Genomic DNA, 22,824 nt, shown 5'->3' on the forward strand with positions numbered 1-22,824 from the left:
ACTCAGAAGTGAAACGCTGTAGCGCCGATGGTAGTGTGGCATTCGCCATGCGAGAGTAGGACACTGCCAGGCACCCAATACAAGAAACCCCGCTCACTCGAGCGGGGTTTTTTATTGCCTGCAATCTATGTATTTAGACAATTAGTCTGATTAATGCACAAAATACAGTGTATTACATCGATAAACATTGCTATTCAGCCAGTATCACTGCCTTTCAAACGGCTCAATCTCTCTTTCTCACCAGGTTGAGCGTCAAGTATCTCCGGCTCAAACGCTATTCCCTTCCTTGATAATCACTATCGCCGGAAACGGGAGTGACAAGTACTTCAGGATCCATAGACTGTTTCTTTCATGTACAAGGAGCTGTCTATGTTGGGGATCCACGATCTGGCGCTGTTTATCGTTTCTGGCCTGTTGTTGAACATGATGCCTGGGCCTGACTCCCTGCTCATCATGCTGCGCAGCGGCTCCCAGGGATGGCGTGCAGGGTCCATGGCGGCATTGGGTATCGGGACAGGTACCATGGTGCATGTGTTGGCGGCGGCGCTGGGACTGTCTGCGCTGTTGAGTGCCTCCGCCGAGCTGTTTGCCGTCATCAAGCTGATGGGGGCGCTCTATCTGGTCTATCTCGGCGTGTCCATGCTCTGGCAGAGGAGTGGCACTTCAACGTCTGTGGATGGGGCTGTGGCGCTGCCTGCGCTCTCTTATGGGCGCATCTTTCGGCAGGGGTTGCTCACCAATGTCCTCAATCCCAAGGTGGCGCTCTTCTTTCTCGCTTTTGTGCCCCAGTTCATCGATCCCGCTTCACCGCAAAAGGCGATGGCATTCATCGTGCTGGGCTGCATCTTCAATCTCAACGGCATGATCTGGTGCCATCTGCTGGCGTTTTCCACCGCGTTTGCAAGCCGCAAGGTGCGACTGCCCGCCCGGGTGGCCACCTGGCTGAATCGCGTGATGGGGGGGCTGTTCGTGGGGCTCGGTATCAAGCTGGCGGTGGAGTGAGCAGGTAAACACCGGGCATAGAAAAAGGCGTATCCCATCGCTGGGATACGCCTTCGTCTGCACTGCAGCAGAATGACCGGGATCAGTTCATGCCGTAACGCTTGAGTTTCTTGCGCAGGGTGCCGCGGTTGATGCCCATCATCACGGCGGCGCGAGTCTGGTTGCCACGGGTGTACTGCATGATCACGTCCAGCATGGGAGCTTCGACTTCGGAGAGAACCATATCGTACAGATCAATCACTTCCTGACCGTTCAACTGGGCCAGGTAGTTACGCAGGGCCTGTTGCACAGAGTCACGCAGGGGGCGTTGGGTCGGCTCGGCAGCGTGATTGTGAGTAGTTGTTACCAATGCATCAGAAGTCAGGGTTTGTTCGAACATATTCGGTCGGCTCTTTAGTTATGCGTTAACCTAATCCATCGAAATACGCTTCGAGTGCCTCGAGTTGTGCGTCTGCACAATCCAGGGCATTGAAGTGCTTACGGAATTCTCGGCCCGCCTCTTCTTCATCCAGATACCAGCCCACGTGTTTACGGGCAATGCGCGCTCCCAGATAGGCACCGTAAAACTGGTGCAGATTGGTGACATGCTCGTTCATCAGGGTGCGAACCTCTTCCCTGTCGGGAGGCGGCAGCTTGGTGCCCGTTTCAAGAAAATGGCGGATTTCCCGGAAAATCCAGGGTCGTCCTTGCGCAGCACGGCCGATCATCACGGCGTCGACACCGGTATAGTCGAGGACATACCGGGCTTTCTCCGGGCTATCGATGTCGCCATTGGCGACAACAGGAATCGATACGGCCTGCTTAATCGCCCTGATAGTGTCGTACTCCGCTTCGCCCTTGTAGAGGCAGGCACGGGTACGACCATGCACGGCAAGGGCCGCGATACCGCAATCTTCGGCGATTCGGGCGATCTCCTCGCCATTGCGGTTATCCGGATCCCATCCTGTGCGGATCTTCAAGGTGACAGGTACTTCCACCGCATCCACCACGGCCCGGCAGATGGATCTGACCAGGTCTGGCTGACGCAGCAGGGCGGAACCTGCCAGCTTCTTATTCACTTTTTTTGCCGGACATCCCATGTTGATGTCGACGATCTGAGCGCCCTGCTCCACGTTGTAGCGGGCAGCAAACGCCATCATCTCGGGGTCGGCACCGGCAATCTGGACCGATCGCAAGCCGCCTTCAGCAGAGTGATCCATTCTCATCCGGGTTTTCTGGGTATCCCAGACATCCGGGTTGGCCAGCAGCATCTCGGAAACGGCCATACCGGCTCCCAAACGTAAACAAAGTTCACGAAATGGTCGGTCTGTTACACCGGCCATGGGGGCCACGATCAGGGGAGTTTCAAGCGTGTGGGGACCTATCTGCATTCCACGGTTACCATCGGCTTAGGGCGGCGTATATTACGCATTTTTTAGTCAGGAGAAAAGGTTAGTATTTGAGCGTCAGCCATTTTTTTCTGAAAAAAACGTCGCGCCAAGGCTTGCAAATTCAGGAGTGCTTGAAAATCGGACATATTGTCTGTGACCATGGTCAGGAGGGCGCGAGTGAGGGGGATGGTGATTTGTGAGTCTCCCTCTCAAGCCGGTTTAGGCTATGATAGCGGGCCTGAATTGAGCAAAGACTCTACACAATTTCATTACAAACGGATCGGGGATGTATGACGGCAAAGTTCATCAAATCGCTCTGCCCATGCCTGCTGGGTGTCGTGCTGGGGTCGGCCCAGGCGCAGACGGTCAGCTTTACCGAGGCCTGGAGCCGGGTCATCCAGCAGGATGACGGCTTGGCGGCAGAGCAGGCCGGGGTGGAGAGGGCCCAGCAACTGCGGGAGGCGGCCAAGGCCATGTACCTGCCCAAGGTGGATGTGGGGGCCAGCTATACCCATCTCGATCAGCCGATGGAGCTGGACATGCTGGATCTCAACCCCATCGCCAATCATCCGGAATTTGGCAAGGTGCTGGGGCCCGTGATGCAGGCACTCAACCTCAGCCCGAGCGATTTCGTCACCCCCCTCACCAAGCAGAACGTGGTGACCAGCTCGGTCAAGATGTTATGGCCGCTCTTTACCGGCGGGCGCATCGATGCGGCCCAGGATATTCGTCAGGCCCAGGTGAGCGAGGCTGAGCAGTTGCTGGTGCTCAAACAGCAGTCCACCTTCGAGAGCCTCTCCCAGACCTACTTCGGGGTGGTGCTGGCGGCGCAGGTGGTGCAGACCAAGCAGGAGATCGAGCAGGGACTGGCACACCATCTGGATCATGCCAAGAAGCTCGAAGCCCAGGGGCAGATCGCCAAGGTGGAGCGCCTCTCGGCCCAGTCTGCCTATGACAGGGCACGTATCGATACCCAGAAGGCCAGGCGCAGCCTGGAGATCGCCCAGCTGGCGCTCGGCCATATGCTCAAGCTCAAGCAGGCTGAGCCCAATACCGCCCTCTTCATCAACGAAGGGATGCCAGCCTTGTCTCCCTTTGTGGAGGAGACCCTGTCGGTGCATCCCGGTCTCAAGCTGTTGACGGCCAAGAAGGAGCAGGCCCAGGGGATGATCAAGCTGGAGAAGGGCAAATACGCCCCCGAGCTCTTCCTGTTCGGCAACTACAACCTCTATGAAGATGATTCCATTGTCTCCAAGACCACACCGGACTGGCTGGTTGGTGTCGGGGTCAGCATGCCGCTGGTGAGTCGTGATGGCCGCTCCGAGACGGTCCAGGCAGCCAAGAGCGCCGAACTCCAGGTCAACCTGCTGCAAGCCAAGACCCGCCAGGATCTGGAGCTGCTGGTCGAGAAGACCTGGCGCGAGGCTGCCCAGGGACTGGAGGAGTATCACTCTCTCTCCTCGACCCAGGCGCTGGCCGAGGAGAACGTGCGGTTGCGTGACAAGGCATTCGGTCAGGGGCTCTCCACTTCCCTCGATGTGGTCGATGCCCAGACCCAGCTTGCCGGGGTCAAGACCCAGCGCGCCGCCGCCGCCTATCAATACGTGATCTCTCTGGCCCGCCTGTTGGCACTCTCCGGTCAGATGAACAGTTTCAACCAGTATCAGCATGGCCAGGCGATCGAGGTGAACTCATGATCGCGCGCTCTTCCACTCCGTTATTCATGTCCGTTTCGACCGTCAAGGGTCGCCCGTTTGCCGAGGTGAATTCATGAGTCATCCCCCCATCAAGAAGAAGATGAGCCAGGGCAAGCCCTGGCTGCTGCCACTGGCGCTGGTATTGCTTGTGCTCTGGCTTGGCTGGCGCTTCTGGCTGGCCTATCAGCCGGAGCCGGTGCGTCTGCAGGGGCAGATAGAGGCGCAGCAATATTCGGTTTCTTCCAAGGTGGCGGGCCGCATCGACGAGGTGCTGGTGAAGAAGGGGGATCAACTGGCCAGGGGCCAACTGGCGTTCACTCTGGCGAGCCCGGAGATCGAGGCCAAGCTGAGTCAGGCCAAGGCCGGGCAGGCCGCGGCGGGTGCCATGGCCGAAGAGGCTGAGAAGGGGGCGCGAGTGCAGCAGATCGCGGCCGCCAAGGATCAGTGGCAACAGGCCAAGGCGGCTGCCCTGCTTCATGGCAAAACCTACGAGCGCATTGCCAGCCTGCATCGGGATGGCGTGATGTCGCTGCAAAAGCGTGACGAGGCCTGGACGGCCTGGCAGGCGGCGAAGTACAGCGAGGGCATGGCCTGGCAGCAATACCAGATGGCACTGGAAGGGGCGCGGGAAGAGACCAAGATAGCGGCCCGCGAGCAGGCCAAGATGGCGGCTGGCGGAGTGGCGGAAGTGGAAGCCTATCTGGCCGATACCCGCATCGCCAGCCCACACGAGGGGGAAGTTGCCCAGGTGCTGTTGCGTAGCGGCGAGCTGGCTCCCCAGGGCTTCCCTGTGGTGACCTTGCTCGACATGAAGGATGCCTGGGCCCAGTTCCATGTCCGTGAGGACCTCTTGCCAAGGTTCCCGGTCGGTACCGAGTTTGATGCCCGTATTCCCGGCCTGGGGGATCAGCTGGTGCGCTTCAAGGTGACCCATGTGGCCGTGATGGGGGATTTCGCCACCTGGCGTGCCACCGACACCCGCCAGGGGTTCGACATGAAAAGCTTCCAGGTGGAAGCGCGCCCCTTGCAGCCGGTTGACGGGCTGCGGGTCGGCATGAGCGTGCTGGTCGAGCTCTGATGGGGCGCGAATGGCGGTTGCTCTGGCAGGACCCGTTCGGCCGGGCGCTGGCGAGCTGGGTCCCCTTTCTGCTGATAGGGATCCTGTGCTGGATCTTTTCAGCCGGCCTGGCGCGGGATCTCAAGGTCGGTCTGGTGGATCTGGATCGCAGCACCCTCTCCCGGCAACTGGCGTTCTCTCTCGATGGCTCCGCCGGGCTCAAGATAGCGCAGCAGTTTGACGCCATTGACGAGGGGGCCAGGGCACTGCGAGGGGGGGACATCTATGCCCTGGTGGTGATCCCTCATCACCTGGAGCGGGATGCCCGCGAGGGGACCCAACCCAGGGTGACCGTGTTCAACAATGGCCAGTTCATCCTGATTGCCAAGCTGGTCAACTCCGCACTGGCCCAGGTGGTGGGAACTCTCAATGGCCAGGTAGGGGTGTTGGAGGCCATGGCCGACGGCAAGACGCTGCCCGGTGCCCTGGGACAATCCGTACCCATTGCGAGCCAGGTTACCGCGCTCTACAACATCAATTCCAGCTACGCCCAGTTTCTGCTGAGCGCCCTGCTACCTGCGGTGTGGCAGATCCTGGTGGTGCTCTATGGCCTGAACGCCCTGGCCCGCACCGATCGCCTCGGGTTGGACTGGACCACCAGAGGGGTCTGGTTCGGCCTCTGGCGTACCCTGCTGCCCCACGTGCTCATCGGCTGGGGGTGGGGTCTGGCGTGGAGTCTGCTGCTGTTCAAGGGGCTTGGGTACCCCATGCAAGGCAGTTGGCTGGTGCTGACGGCGGGGCTGGGACTGGCGTCGGCCGCTTGCGTCACCATGGGGGCCTTCTTCTACGCCATCATCCGGGATCCGGCGCGGGCGCTCTCTCTGGCCGGCGCCTACACGGCGCCGGGATTTGCCTTCATGGGGGTCACCTTTCCGGTCAGCGCCATGGGGGATGTGGCCCAGTTCTGGCGCAGCCTGCTGCCCATCTCCCACTATGTGGAGCTGCAGATCGGGCAAACCAATTATGGTCAACCGTTGACGGCGGCCCTGCCCCAGCTCGGGGCTCTGCTGCTGTTTTTGCTGCCCCTGTTGCTGGTGGTACACCGCTACCGGACGCCGTCGGGCGCGGCCCTGCCCCATGAGGAGTCCAGGCCATGATGGGATTCTGGGATCTGGTGCGCCTTGAGCTGCGCACCCTCTTGGCGGATCGCGCCATCATGCTGACCCTGTTTGGCGGCGTCTTCTTCTACTCCTTCCTCTACCCCCAACCCTACCTGCACCAATTGCCCAGGGAAGAGCCCGTGGTGGTGGTCAACGAGGATGGCAGCCAGCTCTCCCGCCAGCTGGAGTTCATGGCAGATGCCACGGCGCAGGTGAAACTGGTGGCCCGTGCCGGTTCGCTCGACGAGGCCCGCCAGATGATGCTGACCGGCAAGGCGAGCGGCATCTTGCACATTCCCCGCCACTTCTATCGGGATCTGATGCTGGGCAGGAGCGTGACCCTGGGTTATGCCGGGGATGCCTCCTACTTCCTGGTCTATGGCACCATTGCCGAAGGGCTGGCCCAGGCGGGGGGCACGCTCGCCGCCCAGGTGAAGGTGGCCAGGCTGTTGAGCCAGGGCGAGGCGCTGCCCCAGGCCGCCATGGGCTGGAACGCGGTGGGCCTCAATGTGCTGCCGGTATTCAACCCCACCATGGGCTATGTGAACTACGTGGTGCCTGCGGTATTCGTGCTGATCCTGCATCAGGTGTTGCTGATGGGGACCGGCATCCTGGGGGCGACCCAGAACCAGCGCAGCCGCCGTGGCGAGTCAGGCTACTGGCAACATGCCCCCGTGCCGGCCTTGTTGCTGGCCCGCACCCTGGTGGTGGGGGTTCTTTTCGTCCTTCCGGTGACCTACTTCTTCGGCTTCTGCTTCGATCACTACGGTATTGCCCGCACCGCTGTACCCGGCGAACTCTGGCTCTTTACCCTGCCGTTCCTGCTGGCCACCACCTGGCTCGGGATCGTGCTCGGCGCCCTGTTCACCCGCCGTGATCTGCCGACCCAGGTAGTGCTTGTCTCCTCTTTGCCGCTGGTCTTCCTGGCCGGCTTTATCTGGCCCCTTGAGCTCATCCCGGCTCCCCTCAACTGGCTGGCCCAGTGGGCCCCGAGCACGCCGGCCATCGAGGGATTCCTGCGCCTCAATCAGATGGGGGCCGACTTTGCCCAGGTCTCCCGCTACTGGTGGCAGTTGTGGGGACTGGCGCTGCTGTATGGCGCTCTGGCGTGCTGGTTGCTCCGCTGGCGTCAACCGTGCCCTGCAACGCGGCCGGATGATGGGGCGACAGCGTCTTCCACCGACTAGGCGCCTTGCAACAACACGGTCAGCCACTGGGCTGACCGTGTTGCCATTCACAGGGATCATGGCTGATTCAGACCCGGATCGCCGATGGCATAGATCTGGCCGCACGCCTCCTGGTCGGTGAGCAGTTGCAAACCCCGTATCGCCACATCCTGGCGCCTGACCAGGCCATGCCTCTCTTGCCCCTGGCTGAGGATGGCCTGACCCGTGGGCTCCCCATCCTGCAACCCTGCGGGGCGTAAAATGGTCCACTCAAGGGTGCTGGTCTGCAGCCAGCTTTCCGCCAGGCTCTTGAGGCGTACCTCGTGTCCGAAGGCGGCGCGAGCCCGCTCGGGCAGGTATTGCCAGCTGTCGCCACAACCGAGGGAGGTGACCAGCAGCAGGCGGCTGAGCCCGGCGCGCTCCATCTCGTCGATCACATGGCGGTTGCCCTGATAATCCACCGGTGCACTCTGGCGAAAGCTGCCGAGGGTGGAGACTACCCGGGCATCCCTGCCCGCCAAGCGGCAAGCCTGGGCCACGGCCAGGGGGTCCAGGGCATCTCCGATGACGACCTCGACTCCCAGGGTATGCAGCTCGCTGGCCATGTCGGCATGGCGCACCAGGGCAACGACCCTGTGGCCCAGTTGCAGTGCGTGGTCGGTGAAGGCGCGGCCCAGTCCGCGACTGGCACCGAAGATGAGTGTGGTTGGCATGACAGGCCCTCTCGAACAAAAGAGCAAGCCTAGAGCCTGGATGGCTCTCTGTAAATGAGAGTGGTTTTTATTTGTGAGGTGCAGGGGATATGAAGGGCCGGACATCAGGGACGCCGGCCCGACGGGATCAACCGTTGTAATGGCCGATGCTGGGACGGCGGCTGGGTCCGCTCAGGTGGATGTCCACCGGATTGAACGCCTTGATCGCCTCATAGCTGAAATCGCCGATGGCCTGATGCAGGCTCTGGGGGCTGTGGTTGGTGATGATGATGACGCTTTTGGACAGGTTGCGACGACGGCGCAGCAGGTGGCCGAGGAAGCTGGACTGACTCTCGGCCATCTTGGCGCGGTTGGCCGCCACCTCGTCGATGATCAGCAGGTCCACCTCTTCCAGGGCGCGGCGGTACTGGTTGCGCTCCTCCTGATCCTGGATGACGTTGAAGAAGAGCCTGTCCACGATGGAGGCCCACTGCTGGAAGATCACCGACTTCTGGTGGCGCGCGATCAACTCGTGGGCCACGGCGCCCGCCAGGGTGGATTTGCCGGTGCCGTAATCGCCGTAGATCAGCATGCAGCCCCCGCCGCTCTTCTCCCAGTGCTCGAAACCGCTGATGAAGTAGCGGGCCGTTTCGATGGGGTATTGCAGGGCCGGGTCACCGGAATCCATCTTGTCGAAGATCCAGTCCGGATTGAGGTCGGCCTGGGCGATCAGCTTCTGGATCCGCTCCTGGCGGGCGGCTTTCTGCAACTCGCGCACTTCGGCATTGGCCTTGGCGTCGTACTCCTTGCGCAGGGTCTCGTAGTCGTACTGGCTGCCGCCGGTTGCGGCCCGCAGTCGGAGAATACGTTCCTGCAGGCTGCTGACGTGACGCTTGAGCTCGGGATCATGAGCCCGTTGCTCCTGTCTGGCCTTGGCGATTTTCTGGCGTTTGGCCTCGATCTCTTCCAGTGCCTGGCGCATCGGGTCGTGCGGATCTGTCATGGAATTCTCCTTCTGCTAGGGCTGTGGCTGGATGGGCAGGGGGTCAATAGTGCACTTCGTGGCCGCCTGGTATCAATCATTCTCCGGCTCCTGAGCTTGTGCCAGCCGTTTGGCCTCATCGATCATCTCTTGCGCCCGGCGGCTCGGGCCAGCCTCTACCGGGGCTGGCGCGACCTGCTGGTACCCGGTGACCACGGTCGCCGGGCGGCGGGCGTAGCGCCGACTCTTGATGGCCCGAATAAATTTCAACATCCACTGGTGCTGGGAGTCGAACACCTCGGGGCGGCCGAGCCAGTAGGCGATGAACTCCCCGAGATCCTCTTCGCTGTAGCTGGCATCGATCACCCCGCACAGGCGTGCGAGAGCAGGCAGTTCTTCGTCCGGACGCCACTGCAGGTGCATCTGGAACGGGCGTGCCGGCAGGGGGCTGCGCACCCGCTGGCTCAGCAACGGCAACTGGAAAGGGCACTGGTGGTAGTGCTCACTGTCAGCCTGGGCCTCGACCTGAAGCAGTTCGGCCTCCATCAGCTCGTCGAGCAGCTCGGTCAGCTGGCGAGCGTTGACCTGATAGCTGAAACCACCGGGATTGCCCGGATCGACGACAGCCAGTGCCCGGCCAAGCTCGGGATAGTTGAGTCGGGCCAGCCGATTTTCCAGCACCAAGCGGCGCAGTTGCAGGGTATAGAGGCTGCGGGCCGGATGGGAGAGTCTGGGATGGGCGAGGGCGCTGTATTCGGCTGGCGTCATGGTCTGCTTCACGATCTGGAGTGGAGGGCATTATCCCTCATGGCGGTGCCTCATACAATTCATGGTGCCGACCTGCGAGAGAACGGCTGCCGGGCGACGGTTGCTGATCATCTCTGCGCAAGGGTGCAAGCAAAATAGTCGGACCATTTCAAACGCTTGGCAGATACCAAGGCCAGCCCGGCTCGCTGCTCGACAATATTGTGTGGCGGTATCCAGCGCCCATGATCTAGTCTTAATGCTCAAATAACCATTTGACTAATAAGAGCTTTGTCAAGATGTCAAAAGCCGGACTACGGATCTTGGTGGTAGAAGACGAAGCGGTTTTTCGCCACTCACTGGTATCTTATCTCGAGCACGACGGGGCCTGCGTCTTTCAGGCAGAAGACGGGATTGAGGGGCTCTCTGCCGCAGCGCTCTATCACCCCGATGTGGTGTTGTGTGATCTGAACATGCCGAACATGGATGGCCATGAGGTTATTGCCTGCCTCACCGCCCGCTATCCACAGGTGCCCGTCATCGTCATCTCCGGTCAGGATCAGATGGCTGCGATCGAGCGTGCGCTGCGGGCGGGGGCCAGGGACTTCTTCATCAAACCGGTGAATGACTATGAGCAGATCCGCCGCAGCATCGAGCAATGCCTGACAAACCTCGGGCATCAGAGCCAGCAACTGGAGCTGATGGAACACATCGACTTCTTCCGTGGCCACGATCTGGCGAGCAGCCGGCTGCTCGCCTGGTTGGCCCCCCCTGGCATGCAGGAGTGGGGGCCCTGGCAGGTCACCTTTGCCGGCATGGGCAATCTCTTCATCCCGGATACCTTCAAACTGGACGACAAGCTGCTGGTACTGGTGATGGAATTGCCCATCCTCGGTGTGGATGCGGCCTTCTGTGGTGCCTTGGTGCGATCCCTGATGAACGGCCCCTATCGCCAATACCAGCAACAAGAGAGCCTGCTGTTGACCCAGCCACACCGATTGCTGGATTACCTCAATCTACAACTGCTGGAGTCGGGCCTGCGTCACTCCTTTGCCATGGCGGCCCTGCTGTTCGATCAGGAGGATGGGCTGCTTTTTGCAAATGCCGGGCTCACCTCACCTCACTGGTTGATGCGTGCAGGGGGGTTGCCGCTCGGCTTGATGCGCAGCAGTCGCTACACGTTGCACAGGCGAAGCTGGCACGAGCCCTTTGATCTGCAGTTTCGCAGTGACAGCGGCAGCGCCCTGACGATGCAGGTTCGTCACCACTGACGCCGTGAAGTGAACACATGCAAACAGGGCGCCCATGGGCGCCCTGTTTGGTCTCTGCTGTCCTGACCGGTCAAACGGTCGCAGACTGCAGTTTCTGCTCTTGTTCTTCGGGCTCTTTGGCCGGGCCTTCGGCACCGTGCATCCAGTAGACCAGGCGGTTGGCCATGGTCAGCAGGATGAGGGCGCTGATCACGGCGGCCAGTGCGATGCCACCGAAGATGGCCATGGCGCCGGATTCGCCGACGAAGGAGCCGATGAAGCCGGCGGCATAGTTGGCCAGGGCCACGAAACCGAACCAGGCACCCATCATCAGGGAGGCCAGGCGCAGCGGAGCCAGCTTGGTCACCATGGAGAGACCGATGGGAGAGAGGCAGAGCTCGCCCAGGGTATGGAACAGGTAGGCACCGACCAGCCAGAACATGGAGGTCTTGACAGCCTGATCACCACCTTGCTCCAGCACGGCACCGATCATGAACAGGAAGCCGACGGCCAGGAACAGCAGGCCCATGGCGAATTTCACCGGGGAGTTCGGCTCTTTCTTGCCGAGCTTGATCCAGATGGCGGCCACGACAGGGGCCAGGGTGATGATGAAGAAGGGGTTCAGGGACTGGAACCAGGCGGTCGGCACTTCGAAGCTGCCGATCATGCGGTCGGTATACTCCTGGGCATACAGGTTCATCAGACCACCGGCCTGCTCGAAGCCGGCCCAGAAGATGATGGTGAACAGGCCCAGTACCAGGATCACCTTGATGCGATCCACTTCCTGTTTGGTCAGGGGCGCTTTTTGCTCCTTGGAGCGCTGCAGGGCGGCACGCTGGGCGGCGGGCACACGGCCGATGTCGCCAAGGAAACGCTGGGCCATGGTGGCCTGCACGACCAGGGAGAGCAGCATGCCGATACCGGCGCTGACGAAGGCGGCTTGCCAGCCATAGGCGGTGGCGGCGGCGCCGCAGATCACGCCGGCCAGCAGGGAGCCCAGGTTGATGCCCATGTAGAAGATGGTGAAGGCGCCGTCACGACGGTGATCCCCTTCTTTATACAGGTCGCCCACCATGGTGGAGATGTTCGGTTTGAACAGGCCGTTGCCCACGATCAGCAAGCCAAGGCCGGCATAGAAGACGGTGTTGACCATGTCAGGGAACATGGCGTGAGGCAGTGCCAGGGTAAACTGGCCGGCGGCCATCAGCACGGCACCGAACAGGATGGCACGGCGCTGGCCCAGGAAGGTATCAGCGAGCCAGCCGCCGATGATGGGGGTGATGTAGACCAGACCGGTATAGATGCCGTACAGCTTGAGGGCGTCGGCCTGGGTCCAGCCCATGCCACCGTTGGCGGTCAGGTCGGTCAGATAGAGGACGAGCACGGCACGCATGCCGTAATAGGAGAATCTCTCCCACAGTTCGGTACTAAAGAGCAAAAAAAGCCCTTTAGGGTGACCTAAAAAGGTCCCTTTGGACGGGTTATTCATTGGAACTTCCACCTGTGTCTTATATTTTTTTAGAAATTTTATGCAAGGGCTAGGAACAAGCCTTAATCCTTATAGAACAAGCGACTTTAAATTACAATATTATGATTTAGCGATATTTTATCTATCAATGGTTGAATATTTGTTTATAAAATGAAAAAGGGCATCGAATGATGCCCAGTTTTTTATACTGCTTATCTTGTAAATATTCAGAGATTACAGCTCTTTGGCAAACTGTTTCAGCCAGCTGGTGAAATCTTTGCTGAGTTCCCGATGGCGCACGGCGTATTCCACATTGGCCTTCATATAACCGAGCTTGCTGCCGCAATCGTGGCTGCGTCCCTTCATGAAGTAGGCATTGACCTGCTCCTTTTCCATCAGCATGGCGATGGCATCGGTCAGCTGGATCTCGTCGCCGGCACCGGCCGGGGTTTTTTCCAGCAAGGGCCAGATATTGGCCGAGAGCACATAGCGACCGACCACGGCCAGGTTGGACGGGGCTTCATCCCGGGGTGGCTTCTCGACGATGGCCTGCATCGGCAGGGACATGCCTTCGCTCAGGGCCTCCCCCTTGATGTCGGCGATGCCGTATTTGTCCACTTCGCTCTCGGGGACGGCTTCCACCATGATCTGGCTGATCTGCTCCTCTGCGAACAGATGCACCATCTCCGCCAGGTTGTCCTGCTTCAGATCGCTGGCCACCTCGTCGATGAGCACATCCGGCAGCAGCACGGCGAAGGGTTGATCCCCGATGAGGGGGCGGGCACACAGTACTGCATGGCCCAGGCCTTTTGCTTCCCCTTGACGCACGTGCATGATAGTCACGTCTTTGGGACAGATGTGCTGAACCTCTTCCAGCAGTTGGCGCTTGACCCGCTTCTCCAGGGTCGCCTCCAGCTCGAAGCTCTTGTCGAAGTGGTTCTCGATGGAGTTCTTGCTTGAATGGGTCACCAGGATGATCTCCTTGATGCCGGCGGCGATGGCTTCGCGCACCACATACTGGATCAGCGGCTTGTCGACCACGGGCAGCATCTCCTTGGGGATGGCCTTGGTGGCGGGCAGCATGCGGGTACCCAGGCCGGCAACGGGGAGAACGGCCTTGCGAACAACGAGCGGTGTCTTTTTCATGGAGTGAGTCCGAAGATACAAAGTGGGCTCATGATACCCTAAGAAAAATAGGGCAGCCACAGGCTGCCCTTGGGATGACAGGGATTCAAACCGGTTACTTGACGATAATCATGTCCCGGTTTGCTTCCAGCGTGGCCGATCCGATGCCACTGACGTCCGCCAGTTGATCGACGGAGGTGAACTTGCCCTGCTTCTCTCTGTGGTCGATGATGGCCTGTGCCTTCTTCTCGCCAATGCCCTTCAGGGCGGTGAGCTCGCCGGCACTGGCGGTATTGAGATTGATCTTGCCGCTCTCCTTGACTTGGGTGGTGGCCACAGGCTTGGTCGCCGCCTTGTCGGCGGCCAGCAGAGGTTGGCTCAACAGGGGGAGGCAGCCCAGCAGCAGTGCGGCGATCAGGGTCTTCTTGTTCATATCGTCATGTCCTTATGTGGCGTTAGTGCCACATTTATCATTAGCTGTGTTGCGCCACTTTTTGTCTGTCAGTTTTGACACTGTATAAGTCAGTGCAAACGGCTATAAGCCGAAGATACTCACTCGGTTACACTGACCAACCCTTTGAGCGAGAACTCTTTTCCATGTATCTACCCGCCATTTCCGAACTGGAGCCCATCGCCCGCGCCGCCGGTGAGGCCATCATGTCCATCTACTGCCAGCCCTTTGCGGTGGAGTACAAGCAGGACGAGAGCCCGCTGACGGCTGCGGACAAGGGGGCCCACGAGGTGATCGTTCAGGCGCTGGCGCGTCTCACTCCCGATATCCCGGTGTTGTCGGAAGAGTCCTCCCCCGAGGTGATGGCTGCGCGACTCGGCTGGTCCCGCTACTGGCTGGTGGATCCTTTGGATGGCACCAAGGAGTTTGTCTCCCGCAACGGCGAGTTCACGGTGAATATCGCCCTGATTGAGCAGGGGACCCCGCGCTGGGGGCTGGTCTATGCCCCGGTACTGGACAAGCTCTGGTATGGGGGCAAGGGGATTGGCGCCTGGCGTGTGGCCGATGGCAGGCACGAGACCATCCAGACCCGTCCTCATGACGCAGGGCAAGTGTGGCGCGTGGTGGGCAGTCGCAATCACCTGTCGCAGGAAACCCTCGAGTATCTGGCCCGTTTTGGCGAACTGGAGCGGGGCGAGATCGAGTTGGTTTCCATGGGCAGCTCTCTCAAGTTTTGCATCATTGCCGAGGGGGAGGCCGAGCTTTACCCGCGGCTCGCGCCGACCTGCGAGTGGGATACGGGGGCTGCTCAGGCGGTACTGGAAGGGGCGGGGGGCAGCGTCACCCAGCTCGATGGTTCGCCGCTTTGCTACAACAAGCCCGATATCCTCAATCCCTGGTTTGTGGCCAGGGCATGAGTCCCCATCGGATACGAAAAGGCCGGACAGTGTCCGCAATGCTGTTCAGATAAGCACATTTTTGACTAATTATTCATAAATGCGACTTGAGTTGGGGGAGCAAGGCTGTTTCCAGTCGATGTTCCTTCAGCCTTTATCCAGCGTGGCTTGCAATAGAAAGAGGGAGGCATCATGCCTCCCTCATTTTTTAGCCCTGATACTACGTGGACTGGAACTCAAATTCTCTTAAGTGAACAGCATTGCGGACAGTGTCCGGCCTTTTTCTTGTCAGCCTCGATGGGCTCAGAAGACTTTCTTGAACGGTTTGATGGTCACTCTGGCGTAGACCCCTGCCGCAACATAGGGGTCCGCATCGGCCCAGGCCTGGGCGTCGGCCTGACTGGCAAAGTCGGCGATGACGGTGCTGCCGGTGAAGCCCGCATCGGCCGGGTCCTCGGCATCGATGGCCGGGTTCGGGCCGGCCGTCAGCAGTCGGCCCTCATCCTGCAAGGCTTGCAGGCGGGCAAGGTGGGCAGGGCGTGCCAGCTTGCGCTGGGGCAGGCTGCCCGCGACATCTTCGGAGTAGATCAGATACCACATGGAACAATCCCTTTCTGGTTGCGGTTATTTTTTCTGTTCTGCGTTCTGCTCGGCTGGCATGTGGCGATAGAGATAGACGCCGCTGAGCAGGGTGAAGACCAGGGTCATGCCCAGCAGGCCGAACACCTTGAAGTTGACCCACATCTCCTGGGAGAGGTTGAAGGCCACGTAGAGGTTGAGCAGACCGCACAGGGTGAAGAAGCCGACCCAGCCGAGATTGACGTTGTCCCAGACCCGGTCGGGGGCTTGGAGCTCCTTGCCCAGCATCTGCTTGATGAGGTTCTTGCCAAAGCCATAGCGGCCGATGAGCAGGGCGAGGGCAAAGAGCACATTGATGACGGTCACCTTCCACTTGATAAAGGCATCGTCGTGGAAGAAGACGGTGAGGCCGCCGAAGAAACCGACCAGCACGAAGGTGAACAACTGCATCTTCTCGACCCGGCGATAGCGAAGCCAGCTGTACAGGAGTTGCAGGCCGGTGACGACCACCAGGGCGCCAGTGGCGGTGTAGATGTCGTAAAACTTGTAGACCGCGAAGAAGACGATCAGGGGGATGAACTCGATAAACTGCTTCATGCTGGGCTCTAACCTCAAAATTTCACTCAGTGTACCTGCCCGTCAGACAACGGCAAATGAATAAGACCGTCCATTCTGCAGGCAGTTCTTTCCCGGGGCGGCGGGTTACTCGAACAGCTGGCTGGCAATGTGGTTGCCAAGGCGCACCTGATCGTCCAGCAATACGCGTATGTCTGCTTCCTCGATGAGGGGGTTGAGCAGGACGGCGCGCAGCAGCGTGAGCGGTTGCTCGCCATAGCGGGAGACTGCGCGCTGGGTGCGTGAGACGAAGCTGTGCCCTTCGGCGCGCTGGGCTTTTTGCAGGGCGACGTTGAAGAGATTGATCTGTTCGTTGGCCGCCACATCGGGCTCCTGACCTTGCAGGTGGGGCGGAATGCACCGGTAGGAGAGCAGGTTCATGACAGGTGCCGACATCAGCTCGAAGGCGGGGCTGGCGTCGATGAGCGCGGCCATTCGCCGCGCCCTGTCGTAGTTGGCGTCGATGAGTTGGGCATAACCCTGCTGTCCCAGCATCTGGAAGGCGGCATCCAGATAGAGCGCGTTGGCGGGACGGGTCCCCTCCAGAGTGAAACGCCCCTGATCGAAGGAGGTGGCGCGGATGGCGTAGGGAGCCTCGCGCTTCACCGTCATCATCAGGTCCGGTTGGCGGCAGAGCAGCATGCCGGTACCGAGCGGGACCAGCAACTGCTTGTGACCGTCAAGGGTGACGGTATCGGCGTGCTCTATCCCCGTAAGCAATCCCTGATAGCGGGGCGAGAAGAGGGTCGGGCCACCCCAGGCCGCGTCCACGTGGAAGTGGATTTGCTCGCGCCGGGCGATGGCGGCCAGTTCCGGCAGCGGGTCGACGGAGCCAAAATCCGTGCTGCCAGCCACGCCGACCAGCGCCAGCACCTTGAGCTTCTGCTCCCTGCATTGTTGAAGGGCCTGTTCCAGTGCCGCCAGACTGAGCCGATTGTGCTCGTCTGTGTCGAGACGCCAGACGCTGCGAGCCCCGAGTCCCAGCAGATCCATCCCCTTGTCGAAGGAGTAGTGCATCAGCCGCGAGCCCAGAATGACGGCGCCGCGATAGCCCTGCTCGGCGAGGGCGAACAGGTTGTCGCCACAGGCCCGGTTGCGAGCCAGCCAGAGGGCGGTGACGTTGGCGATGGTACCGCCACTGGTCATGACGCCGAGGGCTGCATCCTTGGCATGCATATGGGCTGCATAGAAGACGTCGTCCTCGCGGTAGACCAGACGGTGCAGCTTGGCCAGCACTTCCCGCTCCAGAAAGCTCAGCAAACGGGAGGACTCCATCTTCATCGGGTTCTGGTTGAGCATCACCAAGAGCCGGGAGAGCTCGGCGGTGAAGGCCGGCAGCGGTGCCGTCATGTGTCCCATGTAGCGGGGAGAGGTGAGGTGCGATGCCCCGGGTACCAGGGTGGTGAGCCGTGCCAGATAGTCCCGGGGAGAGATGCCGATGGCGGGCATGCACGACTGATCGAGCTGGTGGGTGAAGCTGCCCCGCTGATAGGGGGCCTGACTGTCGTCGGAATGATGGAAATGCTCCAGCAGGGCCGTCATGGCCTTGCCGAAATCAGGATCCGGTTGTGTAAACAGTTCAGTGAGCTTCATCGGGTTCTCCAGACCAGATTGTCGGGCAGACGCGGCCATCCGCATGGGCGGCGTCGGCGGCAGAGCATACACCAAAGGGGCGGGGGGCACAGCCATCTCTGGCCCTCCCTCTCCTCGCGTCTTTATTTTCAGCTAACGCTTGTAGCCTGAAACATCGGCCGCTAGAGTGGGCCGGTAATGGGTTGGAGGTAATGATGGATGTGACGGGGTACTCCCCACGGGAAGAGTGGGCGAATCGCCTCAGCCATGGGCTGGGGCTGCTGCTGGGCGGACTGGGACTGGTCTTGCTGCTGCACAAGGGGTGGGATCAGGGGCCCAGGGTACTGCTGAGCTACGGCGTCTACGGTGCCAGCCTGGTATTGCTTTATCTCGCCTCGACGCTCTATCACAGCGTGAGCTCGGTGGCTGCCAGACGCTGGAGCAAGCTGTTCGATCACTGCGCCATCTATCTGCTGATCGCCGGCACTTATACCCCCTTCCTGCTGGTGGCGCTCGATACACCGCTGGCGCAAGGACTGATGGTGGTGATCTGGGGGCTGGCCCTGGCGGGGGTCGTGTTCAAGCTGATCTTCATCAATCGTTTCAAGAAGGTGTCGCTATTTACCTATCTGATGCTGGGCTGGCTGTCGCTGGTGGTCATCTACCAGCTCTATCTGCATCTGGATGGTACCGGGCTCCTGCTGCTGGGGCTGGGTGGTCTCATCTACAGCCTGGGAGTGATCTTCTATGTGGCCAAGCGCATTCCCTACAACCACGCCATCTGGCACCTGTTTGTGCTGGGGGGCAGTCTGTGCCACTTCATGGCCATTTATGGCTACATCTGATGGCTAACCCTTAGTTGGTATTTTTGTGCTCATGAAAGCCTGAATTCGTGCGGCGCCCCACAGTTGCCCCCTTCGTTTGCTGACAAGCTAGTGCCAGTTCAGTTTGGAAAGGATGCAAACGATGAGTGAGATCGCGCTTTCCATCAGCATGCTGTCGCTGGTGGCAGTGCTGGGGCTCTGGCTGGGAAACTGGCGAGTCTATGGCGTGGGTTTGGGTATCGGCGGGGTGCTGTTCGGCGGCATCATAGTGGGCCACTTCGCCGGCTTGTCCGGCTTGAAGCTGGATGAGCAAACACTTCATTTTATTCAGGAATTCGGCCTGATCCTGTTCGTCTACACCATAGGCATCCAGGTTGGTCCCGGCTTTTTCTCCTCCTTGCGCAGTTCGGGCCTCAAGCTCAATGGCTTCGCGGCCCTGCTGGTTCTGCTCGGCTGCCTGGTGGCGGCAGCGTTGCACCAGCTGTTCGATGTACCGCTGCCGGTGATCCTCGGGGTCTTTTCCGGGGCCGTGACCAATACCCCGTCCCTGGGGGCTGGCCAGCAGATCCTGGCGGAGCTCGGGGCGGATCCTGGATCCACCGGCCTGATGGGGATGGGCTATGCGGTGGCCTACCCGTTCGGGATCTGCGGCATCCTGCTCACCATGTGGCTCATCAGGATGTTCTTCCACATCAAGATCGAGGAGGAGGCGGTTGCTTTCGAGCAGCAGGCTGGCAAAACCAAGGAGAGTCTGCAAACCATCAACATTGCCGTGCGCAATCCCAATATGCATGGCCTGATGCTCCGCGAGATCCCGAGTCTGGACGAGGCGGACGTCATCTGTTCCCGCCTCAAGCGTGGCGACGAGCTGATGGTGCCAAAGCCCGACTCGCGCATCGAACTTGGCGACCTGCTGCACCTGGTGGGGGAGCGCCATGCCCTGCACAAGGTGCTGCTGGTGCTTGGAGAGGAGGTAGACACCTCCCTCTCCACCCGCGGGACCGATCTGCGGGTTGAGCGGGTGGTGGTCACCAATGAGCAGGTGCTCGGAAAGCGGATCCGCGATCTCGACATCAAGCAGAAATACGATGTGGTCATCTCGCGCCTGAATCGGGCCGGCATCGAGCTGGTGCCGACCAGTCAGACCAGTCTGCAGTTCGGTGACATCCTGAACCTGGTGGGGCGGCTCGATGCCATCGAGGCGGTCACCAGCGTGGTGGGCAATGTGCAGCAGAAACTGCAGCAGGTGCAGATGCTGCCCGTCTTCATCGGCATCGGGTTGGGGGTATTGCTCGGATCCATTCCCTTCTACCTGCCGGGATTCCCGGCGGCGCTCAAGCTGGGGCTGGCAGGGGGACCGCTGGTGGTGGCGCTCATCCTGTCTCGTATCGGCAGCATCGGCAAGCTCTACTGGTTCATGCCGCCGAGCGCCAACCTGGCGCTGCGGGAAATAGGCATAGTGCTCTTCCTGGCGGTGGTGGGGTTCAAGTCCGGGGCTGGCTTCATCGACACCCTGATCAACGGCGACGGTCCCGCATGGATGATGTACGGTGTGGCAATCACCCTCATCCCGCTGCTGCTGGTGGGTGTGCTGGCACGCCATTATGGCAAGCTCAACTACCTCACGCTGTGCGGTCTGCTGGCCGGCTCGATGACGGATCCTCCCGCTCTGGCATTTGCCAACGGTATGCACCCCACCAGTGGTGCCAGCGCACTCTCTTACGCGACCGTCTACCCCCTGGTGATGTTCCTGCGGATCATCTCGCCCCAGCTGCTGGCCATCCTGCTCTGGGCCGGTGTCTGACACCTCACGAGACGGGAGCCGATGAGGCTCCCGTCTTCGTTTTGTCACAATTGATGCTATTGATTTAATTAATTTTATTCATCTTAGGCGTCCCTTCGTTTTCACCCCGAAACCCGGCTTCATTTCGGTCTGTTCATTCGATTTTTCTCACTGGTTTATGGCCTGATAAACGGGCACATTGGAGGCTGGAGCAATATGCCCTTCGATATTTCAGGAGAAACCATGAGCAATCAGCGCATCGTATTGGATCAGGATGTCGTCGTTACCCACTGGCAAGGCAAAATGTATCTGGTCGCCGCCGACGGGAGCCAGAGACTCGTTGCAGAAGGCGATGTACTGCCCAAGGATGCGGTATTGCTTGCGCCCGAAGGGGCCAGCTTCCAGGGAGGGGAGACCACGTTCACCCTGGGTTCCGGCGAGCGCCCCGAACAGGGTGACGCCGTGCTGGCGAACGCGGGGACACCCGATGACATCGCAGCCTTGCAGCAAGCGATTCTGGACGGAACCGACCCCACCAAGGCATTCGAGGCGTCGGCGGCGGGTGGAGCCCCGGCCGCAGGCAATGCGGGGGGGGGTGGCTGGTGCCAGCGGCAACGGCGGTTTCGTCACTATCGATCGTACCGGTGATGCAACCATCTCCAGCGCAGGCTTTGACAGTGCGAACCCGGCTGACGCGGCGCCGCTGGTGGATGTGCAAAGCAGTGAGGATGAGCTGGTCGACCTCACCGCTCCCGTTATCACCGTCTCTGCCCCCGACAACACCAACGATCGGACGCCGACCCTGACCGGTACCACGGATGCCCCCGCTGGCAGCACGGTGACCCTGGTGGTGACCGATGCCAACGGCAATCAGCAGACCCTGACCGCTACGGTACAACCGGATGGCAGCTTCAGCGTGGATGTCACCACACCGCTGGCCGAAGGGGGCTATCAGGTGACGGCTTCCGTGACCGATCCGGCCGGCAACACCGGCACCGCGACCGATGATGGCAGCGTGGACACTACGGCCCCGACCGTGACGGTGAATGCACCGGACAATACCAATGACAACACCCCGACCATCACGGGTACCACGGACGCCGTCCCCGGCAGCACGGTGACCCTGACGGTGACCGATGCCAATGGCAATCAGCAGACTCTGACCGCCACGGTACAACCGGATGGCAGTTACAGCGCGGATGTCGTGACACCGTTGCCGGATGGGGGCTATGACGTGACGGCCAGCGTGACTGATCCTGCTGGCAACAGAGGCACGTCGAGCGACGATGGTAGCGTGGACACCACGGCGAACATCACGGTGAGCCTGGATGACGTGAACGCGGCCAATGTGGCCAACACGCCCATCAGCGGCACCTCCGATGTTGGCCCGGGTCGTACCGTGACCCTGGTGATCAGCGATGCCACCGGTAAGAGCGTGACAGTCACTGCCGTCACCGATGCCGATGGCAACTACCAGACCAGCGCCGATCTGAGCGGGCTGGCTGATGGCAACCTGACCGTGGTGGCCAGCGTTACCGACGCGGCGGGCAACCCGGCCAGCGCCACCGACGACACTACCTTGCTCGACACCACGCCACCGGATGCCAGCATCACCCTGGATGGCAACATCACCCCTGACGACGTGATCAACGCGGCCGAGTCCAAGCAGGACATCGCCGTGACCGGTCGTGTGGGTGGCGACGTGAAAGAGGGCGACACCGTCACCCTGACCGTCAATGGCAAGGCCTTCACCGGTCTGGTCTTGGCCGACAAGACTTTCAGCATCAATGTGCCGGGTAGCGACCTGGTGGCCGATGGGGACAAGGTGATCGACGCCAAGGTCACCACCACCGACGCGGCGGGCAACAGCACCACCGTGACCGATACCGAGGGTTACAGCGTCGACACCCAGAGTCCGAGCGTGGTGGTCGACATCGCCGACGACCAGCTAACCGTGGGCGAAACCAGCGACGTCACCTTCACCTTCAGCGAGAAGGTGACCGGGTTCGAGCTGGGCGATCTGACCGTGGTGGGCGGCACCGTGACCGGGCTGACCACCTCCGATGGCGGCAAGACCTGGACCGCGACCTTCACTCCGGATGCGAACTTCACTGGCACCGCCAGCGTGACCGTGAAGGAGAACAGCTACACCGACCAGGCGGGCAACAAGGGGACCGGAGGCAGCGACAGCGCGGCCACCGACACCGAGGCGACCGGTGCGCCGACCGTGGTCATCACCGAAGACGTGAACAACGACGGTACCATCAGCCACACCGAGATCAGCGGCAAGGTGGACGTGGAAGTGAGCCTGCCGGGCGATGCCAAGGCCGGGGACACCCTCAAGGTGAGCGGCCAGGCCGACCGCCTGTTGACCGATGCCGACATCACGGC

The 22,824-nt window shown here is 60.7% G+C and carries 22 protein-coding genes; 11 read left to right on the plus strand and 11 right to left on the minus strand.

The features are described 5' to 3' along the window. Positions 1-369: 369 nt before the first annotated feature. Positions 370-1,002 (plus strand): LysE family translocator, encoded by a 633-nt coding sequence (locus ACNPAA_RS12010; RefSeq protein ID WP_134997709.1) that lies wholly within the window; start codon positions 370-372, stop codon positions 1,000-1,002. A gap of 82 nt (positions 1,003-1,084) precedes the next feature. Here ACNPAA_RS12010 and fis read toward each other — a convergent pair whose 3' ends face one another. Both fis and dusB read right to left on the minus strand, forming a co-directional pair. Beyond that, a complete protein-coding gene (fis, locus tag ACNPAA_RS12015) occupies positions 1,085-1,381 on the minus strand; it encodes a DNA-binding transcriptional regulator Fis (protein ID WP_005309538.1) in 297 nt (98 codons plus the stop codon). 25 nt (positions 1,382-1,406) lie between these two features. Continuing rightward, positions 1,407-2,372 (minus strand): tRNA dihydrouridine synthase DusB, encoded by a 966-nt coding sequence (gene dusB, locus ACNPAA_RS12020; RefSeq protein WP_010675552.1) that lies wholly within the window; start codon positions 2,370-2,372, stop codon positions 1,407-1,409. Between the two features lie 290 nt (positions 2,373-2,662). Here dusB and ACNPAA_RS12025 point away from each other — a divergent pair, with 290 nt between their 5' ends. From ACNPAA_RS12025 to ACNPAA_RS12040, 4 genes are all read left to right on the plus strand, one after another. After that, a complete protein-coding gene (locus ACNPAA_RS12025) occupies positions 2,663-4,069 on the plus strand; it encodes a TolC family protein (RefSeq protein WP_010675551.1) in 1,407 nt (468 codons plus the stop codon). A gap of 73 nt (positions 4,070-4,142) precedes the next feature. Then, positions 4,143-5,147 carry an HlyD family secretion protein gene (locus ACNPAA_RS12030; protein WP_080767988.1) on the plus strand — a complete coding sequence of 335 codons (1,005 nt, stop codon included), beginning with the start codon at positions 4,143-4,145 and terminating at the stop codon, positions 5,145-5,147. Next, positions 5,147-6,283 (plus strand): ABC transporter permease, encoded by a 1,137-nt coding sequence (locus ACNPAA_RS12035; protein ID WP_201985833.1) that lies wholly within the window; start codon positions 5,147-5,149, stop codon positions 6,281-6,283. The genes ACNPAA_RS12030 and ACNPAA_RS12035 overlap by 1 nt, the downstream gene beginning before the upstream one ends. After that, positions 6,280-7,473 carry an ABC transporter permease gene (locus ACNPAA_RS12040; protein ID WP_244813025.1) on the plus strand — a complete coding sequence of 398 codons (1,194 nt, stop codon included), beginning with the start codon at positions 6,280-6,282 and terminating at the stop codon, positions 7,471-7,473. The genes ACNPAA_RS12035 and ACNPAA_RS12040 overlap by 4 nt, the downstream gene beginning before the upstream one ends. Before the next feature lie 56 nt (positions 7,474-7,529). Here ACNPAA_RS12040 and ACNPAA_RS12045 read toward each other — a convergent pair whose 3' ends face one another. From ACNPAA_RS12045 to ACNPAA_RS12055, 3 genes are all read right to left on the minus strand, one after another. Beyond that, positions 7,530-8,165: an SDR family oxidoreductase gene (locus ACNPAA_RS12045; RefSeq protein WP_200164153.1), complete on the minus strand. Its 636-nt coding sequence runs from the start codon at positions 8,163-8,165 to the stop codon at positions 7,530-7,532. Positions 8,166-8,292: 127 nt separating this feature from the next. Further along, positions 8,293-9,147, minus strand: a complete 855-nt coding sequence (locus ACNPAA_RS12050) for a DnaA ATPase domain-containing protein (RefSeq protein ID WP_103243669.1) — start codon at positions 9,145-9,147, stop codon at positions 8,293-8,295. Positions 9,148-9,219: 72 nt separating this feature from the next. Next, positions 9,220-9,894, minus strand: coding sequence for a DnaT-like ssDNA-binding domain-containing protein (locus ACNPAA_RS12055; protein ID WP_069652184.1), 675 nt, complete (start codon positions 9,892-9,894; stop codon positions 9,220-9,222). A gap of 275 nt (positions 9,895-10,169) precedes the next feature. On the opposite strand from ACNPAA_RS12055, the gene ACNPAA_RS12060 reads away from it, so the two are divergent. Continuing rightward, complete coding sequence (locus tag ACNPAA_RS12060) at positions 10,170-11,141, plus strand: response regulator (RefSeq protein WP_029314797.1); 972 nt, start codon at positions 10,170-10,172, stop codon at positions 11,139-11,141. A 70-nt stretch (positions 11,142-11,211) separates the two neighbouring features. Here the strand turns inward: ACNPAA_RS12060 and ACNPAA_RS12065 are convergent, their stop codons facing one another. The 3 genes from ACNPAA_RS12065 to ACNPAA_RS12075 all read right to left on the minus strand — a co-directional run bounded on the left by ACNPAA_RS12065 (position 11,212) and on the right by ACNPAA_RS12075 (position 14,146). Continuing rightward, entirely contained in the window at positions 11,212-12,609 is a 1,398-nt protein-coding gene (locus ACNPAA_RS12065) for a peptide MFS transporter (RefSeq protein ID WP_041212400.1), read from the minus strand. 213 nt (positions 12,610-12,822) lie between these two features. Then, positions 12,823-13,734: a UTP--glucose-1-phosphate uridylyltransferase GalU gene (gene galU / locus ACNPAA_RS12070; protein WP_103243668.1), complete on the minus strand. Its 912-nt coding sequence runs from the start codon at positions 13,732-13,734 to the stop codon at positions 12,823-12,825. A 94-nt stretch (positions 13,735-13,828) separates the two neighbouring features. Further along, positions 13,829-14,146 carry a ComEA family DNA-binding protein gene (locus tag ACNPAA_RS12075; RefSeq protein WP_039041323.1) on the minus strand — a complete coding sequence of 106 codons (318 nt, stop codon included), beginning with the start codon at positions 14,144-14,146 and terminating at the stop codon, positions 13,829-13,831. Between the two features lie 164 nt (positions 14,147-14,310). Between ACNPAA_RS12075 and cysQ the strand changes: the two genes are divergently transcribed. Further along, positions 14,311-15,081, plus strand: a complete 771-nt coding sequence (cysQ, locus tag ACNPAA_RS12080) for a 3'(2'),5'-bisphosphate nucleotidase CysQ (RefSeq protein WP_201872866.1) — start codon at positions 14,311-14,313, stop codon at positions 15,079-15,081. Positions 15,082-15,363: 282 nt separating this feature from the next. Here the strand turns inward: cysQ and ACNPAA_RS12085 are convergent, their stop codons facing one another. From ACNPAA_RS12085 to ACNPAA_RS12095, 3 genes are all read right to left on the minus strand, one after another. Continuing rightward, entirely contained in the window at positions 15,364-15,660 is a 297-nt protein-coding gene (locus tag ACNPAA_RS12085) for a YciI family protein (RefSeq protein WP_010675539.1), read from the minus strand. A gap of 24 nt (positions 15,661-15,684) precedes the next feature. Further along, a complete protein-coding gene (locus ACNPAA_RS12090; RefSeq protein WP_010675538.1) occupies positions 15,685-16,236 on the minus strand; it encodes a septation protein A in 552 nt (183 codons plus the stop codon). Between the two features lie 105 nt (positions 16,237-16,341). Next, positions 16,342-17,847, minus strand: coding sequence for an aminotransferase class V-fold PLP-dependent enzyme (locus tag ACNPAA_RS12095; RefSeq protein WP_171865820.1), 1,506 nt, complete (start codon positions 17,845-17,847; stop codon positions 16,342-16,344). A gap of 191 nt (positions 17,848-18,038) precedes the next feature. On the opposite strand from ACNPAA_RS12095, the gene trhA reads away from it, so the two are divergent. From trhA to ACNPAA_RS12115, 4 genes are all read left to right on the plus strand, one after another. Next, complete coding sequence (gene trhA / locus ACNPAA_RS12100; RefSeq protein WP_039041319.1) at positions 18,039-18,671, plus strand: PAQR family membrane homeostasis protein TrhA; 633 nt, start codon at positions 18,039-18,041, stop codon at positions 18,669-18,671. A gap of 121 nt (positions 18,672-18,792) precedes the next feature. Further along, on the plus strand, positions 18,793-20,454 hold the full coding sequence (locus tag ACNPAA_RS12105; RefSeq protein WP_010675535.1) for a putative transporter: 1,662 nt from the start codon (positions 18,793-18,795) through the stop codon (positions 20,452-20,454). Between the two features lie 222 nt (positions 20,455-20,676). After that, complete coding sequence (locus ACNPAA_RS12110) at positions 20,677-21,081, plus strand: retention module-containing protein (RefSeq protein ID WP_417891788.1); 405 nt, start codon at positions 20,677-20,679, stop codon at positions 21,079-21,081. Then, positions 21,029-22,824, plus strand: a 1,796-nt coding sequence (locus ACNPAA_RS12115; protein WP_417891789.1) for an Ig-like domain-containing protein, incomplete at its 3' end; no start/stop codon positions are given. The genes ACNPAA_RS12110 and ACNPAA_RS12115, both read left to right, overlap by 53 nt.

The organism is Aeromonas sp. PS2Canimalfood6 (assembly GCF_048276795.1).
Classification (GTDB): domain Bacteria; phylum Pseudomonadota; class Gammaproteobacteria; order Enterobacterales; family Aeromonadaceae; genus Aeromonas; species Aeromonas caviae.

What these genes read in the sequence shown, in the direction of transcription:
- ACNPAA_RS12035 (WP_201985833.1), top strand. Translation starts at nt 5,147, where the DNA reads ATGGGGCGCGAATGGCGGTTGCTCTGGCAGGACCCGTTCGGCCGGGCG.
- ACNPAA_RS12090 (WP_010675538.1), bottom strand. Translation starts at nt 16,236, where the DNA reads ATGAAGCAGTTTATCGAGTTCATCCCCCTGATCGTCTTCTTCGCGGTC.
- ACNPAA_RS12065 (WP_041212400.1), bottom strand. Translation starts at nt 12,609, where the DNA reads ATGAATAACCCGTCCAAAGGGACCTTTTTAGGTCACCCTAAAGGGCTT.
- ACNPAA_RS12075 (WP_039041323.1), bottom strand. Translation starts at nt 14,146, where the DNA reads ATGAACAAGAAGACCCTGATCGCCGCACTGCTGCTGGGCTGCCTCCCC.
- ACNPAA_RS12010 (WP_134997709.1), top strand. Translation starts at nt 370, where the DNA reads ATGTTGGGGATCCACGATCTGGCGCTGTTTATCGTTTCTGGCCTGTTG.
- ACNPAA_RS12055 (WP_069652184.1), bottom strand. Translation starts at nt 9,894, where the DNA reads ATGACGCCAGCCGAATACAGCGCCCTCGCCCATCCCAGACTCTCCCAT.
- galU (WP_103243668.1), bottom strand. Translation starts at nt 13,734, where the DNA reads ATGAAAAAGACACCGCTCGTTGTTCGCAAGGCCGTTCTCCCCGTTGCC.
- ACNPAA_RS12060 (WP_029314797.1), top strand. Translation starts at nt 10,170, where the DNA reads ATGTCAAAAGCCGGACTACGGATCTTGGTGGTAGAAGACGAAGCGGTT.
- ACNPAA_RS12025 (WP_010675551.1), top strand. Translation starts at nt 2,663, where the DNA reads ATGACGGCAAAGTTCATCAAATCGCTCTGCCCATGCCTGCTGGGTGTC.
- ACNPAA_RS12050 (WP_103243669.1), bottom strand. Translation starts at nt 9,147, where the DNA reads ATGACAGATCCGCACGACCCGATGCGCCAGGCACTGGAAGAGATCGAG.
- ACNPAA_RS12095 (WP_171865820.1), bottom strand. Translation starts at nt 17,847, where the DNA reads ATGAAGCTCACTGAACTGTTTACACAACCGGATCCTGATTTCGGCAAG.
- ACNPAA_RS12085 (WP_010675539.1), bottom strand. Translation starts at nt 15,660, where the DNA reads ATGTGGTATCTGATCTACTCCGAAGATGTCGCGGGCAGCCTGCCCCAG.
- ACNPAA_RS12040 (WP_244813025.1), top strand. Translation starts at nt 6,280, where the DNA reads ATGATGGGATTCTGGGATCTGGTGCGCCTTGAGCTGCGCACCCTCTTG.
- dusB (WP_010675552.1), bottom strand. Translation starts at nt 2,372, where the DNA reads ATGCAGATAGGTCCCCACACGCTTGAAACTCCCCTGATCGTGGCCCCC.
- ACNPAA_RS12105 (WP_010675535.1), top strand. Translation starts at nt 18,793, where the DNA reads ATGAGTGAGATCGCGCTTTCCATCAGCATGCTGTCGCTGGTGGCAGTG.
- ACNPAA_RS12030 (WP_080767988.1), top strand. Translation starts at nt 4,143, where the DNA reads ATGAGTCATCCCCCCATCAAGAAGAAGATGAGCCAGGGCAAGCCCTGG.
- ACNPAA_RS12045 (WP_200164153.1), bottom strand. Translation starts at nt 8,165, where the DNA reads ATGCCAACCACACTCATCTTCGGTGCCAGTCGCGGACTGGGCCGCGCC.
- ACNPAA_RS12110 (WP_417891788.1), top strand. Translation starts at nt 20,677, where the DNA reads ATGAGCAATCAGCGCATCGTATTGGATCAGGATGTCGTCGTTACCCAC.
- trhA (WP_039041319.1), top strand. Translation starts at nt 18,039, where the DNA reads ATGATGGATGTGACGGGGTACTCCCCACGGGAAGAGTGGGCGAATCGC.
- fis (WP_005309538.1), bottom strand. Translation starts at nt 1,381, where the DNA reads ATGTTCGAACAAACCCTGACTTCTGATGCATTGGTAACAACTACTCAC.
- cysQ (WP_201872866.1), top strand. Translation starts at nt 14,311, where the DNA reads ATGTATCTACCCGCCATTTCCGAACTGGAGCCCATCGCCCGCGCCGCC.